The organism is Thiolapillus sp. (assembly GCF_048562965.1).
GTDB classification, from domain to species: domain Bacteria; phylum Pseudomonadota; class Gammaproteobacteria; order Chromatiales; family Chromatiaceae; genus Thiolapillus; species Thiolapillus brandeum_A.
Genome location: NZ_JBHNMF010000422.1, coordinates 1 through 2,844, shown reverse-complemented (window position 1 = coordinate 2,844; position 2,844 = coordinate 1). Strand labels below are relative to the sequence as shown.

Below are 2,844 nucleotides of genomic sequence, written 5' to 3'. Positions count from 1 at the left end.
CGGCCCGGCGTAGCTTGCGGACCCAGTAGCCGAAGGTACTATACCGCAGCTCCTGGTGTTCGCAGTAGGCTTTCTGCGTCAGGCCAGATTGTTGCCAGGCCGCAATGTGTAACTGCCAGAATGACGCGCCTTCGGTGGCATCAGACATGTCCATCGATTTCTCCTGTGTCGTGAAATTTCAGGAGAAAGTCTGCACGGGGTCAGGTCGGGAAAACAGGTGTGGATTCTTGGGCGCTTACCATTTTTCCAAGCCCTCCATCGCGTACTGGGCAGCGGTGAATACGCTGGTGACGATACAGCCCCCGCCGTCTCCGCAGCCGACAGATTGCCGGAAAACCACTATCGTATTCTCGTGGTGGATGACAACAAGACAGTACAAATGGTGACTTCCACCATTTTGCAGAAAGCCGGGCATGCCGTGGTTCAGGCGTTTGATGGTGAAAGCGCGCTTGATCTGCTGTTCGAGGAGGAATTTGATGCGGTAGTCATCGACATGCAGATGCCGGTCATGAGCGGTCCGGAAACCATCAAGGCCTATCGCTATTCAGAATATGGGACCGTCGACCATTTGCCCTTCATCATGCTGTCCGCCAACGCCAGTGAAGATGCGCGGGAGGAAGCCGAAGAAACCGGTGCGGATGCCTTCCTGCTGAAACCGGTTGACAAGAACAGATTGCTGCAGTTCATCGATACTTTGACCACAGGCACCGGCCTGGCTGGCCCTGACATCGAAATACCGGAAAACAATGTTGAGACACTGGCCATACCCGCAGATGCGCCACCCGTCATGGACATGGAAACAGTTCGGGCGCTGATGGCCATCGAAAGCGATGCAAACTTCTTCCCGGAACTGATGAAACACTTCTTTGTCGATGCAGAGCAATCCATCAGCGAAATGGAGCAGGGCCTGATGCAAAAAGACATGGATGCAATACGTGATGCGGCTCATGCCCTGCAGGGATCAGCCGGCGGTATCGGTGCCCTCGCCCTGTTTGCCGAATGTGAACAGCTGTCCAGGGCTGAAAACCCGGAACTGCACAGGCAAGGCGCTGCGATGATCGAGGCTGTCAAGAACCAGAAAAACAAAGTGCAGGCATTCCTTCAGGAATCCAGTATCGATTCCACTTCCACGGTCTACCGGTTCCCGGACAAAACCTGATTCCGGCTCTGTGCTGCCTTTGGCGGATTACACAGAGCCATTGCACAACTCAAGCTGCCGCCATTTTCTTGGCCTGGGCTTTTACCAGACGCTTCATCATCTTCAGATCACGCTCCGGCAAGGCCATCGCCGAATCCACCCACAGCAGCACGATGCGTTTCAGCTCGTCATGGGTCAGGGGAAATACCTCATTTCTCATGGCCAGCACCGCATCACGGGTCATGGCCGAACGGCTGTGCTTCCTGACGAACTGGCGCAGAGCAGCTTTGGTCTCACCCGGTTCAGCAAGTATGTCTATTACCCCAAGGTCATACAGCTCTTCTGAAGTGAAGATCTTTCCTGTATTGATCATGCGTTCAACCTGTGCAGGAGCAATACGCCGGGAAAGAAAGGAGTAGGCGCCCATGCCGGGAAACATATTGAACACCACTTCGGGAAAGCCGATCTTCACGCCTTTCTCTGCAATGATGACATCACAGGACAAGGCAGCTTCAAATGCCGCACCCAGCGCATCACCTTCGATCAGTGCCACTGTGCGCAGGCTCTGATTCAGATTCCGGTAATTGTCATACAGGACATCTATACAAAGTAACGCATAGGCCTCCAACTCCTCCCTGTTGTCTCCACGAATGCATTTCAGAAAAAAGCCAAGATCTCCCCCCAGGCTGTACACGCCAGGCACGGCAGAACCCAGAACCAGAAAATCGAACGGCGAAGCGACCCCTTCCGATTTGTGCGTTTCACAAATCTCCATGACAGATTTCTGAAAGCTGCTGATATCGTGCATCAGTGCCGGGGTGAAACTCGGATGGGGATGGGTGTTCATATTGAACTGCATGACGCGGTTTGCCGGATCATACTCACAAACAAGGTTGTCGTAGACCCAGTTGTAGTCGGCAGTCAAATCCTGTTTTGCGGAAAGTTGTTGGGTGAGCATGGTAAATCTCCTGTCATTAGGTTGGATGCACATTTTTGCATGGAAAATCAATGGCGCCCTCTGTGCGTCTGTCAATACATGCATGACATGGCACGCGACCCCGTGCTGACAATTGTTGAGAAAAGCCAAACTCTGTTGACGCCTCCTGCACGCGGACCGCACCGGCCTGTCACAGATAAGCTTATTGCACAAACCGTGGTTTGGGTACAGAAAAACTTTGGGAAATCAGATGCAGGTCAACATCTGCTGGTGTGGAAAAAGGTAAAGACCCGGCCAGACAGGCCGAAATACCCGGCAAATATGGCTGTCTTACAGATACTTGTCCGGCAACTCTTCATAAATCCTGCACACCTGTTCTTCGCGCTCGAACAGCGCCATGATGCAGTCAGGATCAAAATGTGTACCGGAGTGTTCTTTCAGATAGGCGAGTGCCTTTTCACGGGGCCAGGCCTCTTTGTAGGGACGGACCGTCATCAGGGCATCCAGCGTATCCGCAACCGCTACTATGCGCGCTTCCAGGGGTATCTCCTCGCCTTTGAGGCCATGCGGATAACCCTTGCCGTCGAAGTGTTCGTGGTGATGCAATGCGATATGTGCGGCCATCGACAGATAAGCGGAAGAACTGCCTTTTAGTTTAGCGTAGAAACCCACGTCCTTAGGACGTGGTCATGAGTGATAGGCTCAGCCTGTCACGACTGATACGGCCCATGTTACAACCCGAAACTGAGTTGTCCCCACAACTGAATTA

At 53.1% G+C, this 2,844-nt stretch carries 4 protein-coding genes; 1 reads left to right on the top strand and 3 read right to left on the bottom strand.

What is annotated here, in order from left to right; all coding sequences use genetic code 11:
• The coding region (gene tnpA, locus ACOCD2_RS15770) for an IS66 family insertion sequence element accessory protein TnpA (RefSeq protein ID WP_419582287.1) at positions 1 to 148 on the bottom strand (148 nt) is incomplete at its 3' end.
• 69 nt (positions 149 to 217) lie between these two features.
• Between tnpA and ACOCD2_RS15765 the strand changes: the two genes are divergently transcribed.
• Positions 218 to 1,159: a response regulator gene (locus tag ACOCD2_RS15765; protein WP_293649461.1), complete on the top strand. Its 942-nt coding sequence runs from the start codon at positions 218 to 220 to the stop codon at positions 1,157 to 1,159.
• A gap of 49 nt (positions 1,160 to 1,208) precedes the next feature.
• On the opposite strand, the gene ACOCD2_RS15760 is transcribed toward ACOCD2_RS15765, so the two are convergent.
• Together ACOCD2_RS15760 and ACOCD2_RS15755 are read right to left on the bottom strand one after the other, a co-directional pair.
• On the bottom strand, positions 1,209 to 2,096 hold the full coding sequence (locus ACOCD2_RS15760) for a crotonase/enoyl-CoA hydratase family protein (RefSeq protein ID WP_293649459.1): 888 nt from the start codon (positions 2,094 to 2,096) through the stop codon (positions 1,209 to 1,211).
• 309 nt (positions 2,097 to 2,405) lie between these two features.
• A complete protein-coding gene (locus tag ACOCD2_RS15755; RefSeq protein WP_323790863.1) occupies positions 2,406 to 2,699 on the bottom strand; it encodes an HD-GYP domain-containing protein in 294 nt (97 codons plus the stop codon).
• Positions 2,700 to 2,844: the final 145 nt, after the last annotated feature.

What these genes read in the sequence shown, in the direction of transcription:
- ACOCD2_RS15760 (WP_293649459.1), bottom strand. Translation starts at nt 2,096, where the DNA reads ATGCTCACCCAACAACTTTCCGCAAAACAGGATTTGACTGCCGACTAC.
- ACOCD2_RS15755 (WP_323790863.1), bottom strand. Translation starts at nt 2,699, where the DNA reads ATGGCCGCACATATCGCATTGCATCACCACGAACACTTCGACGGCAAG.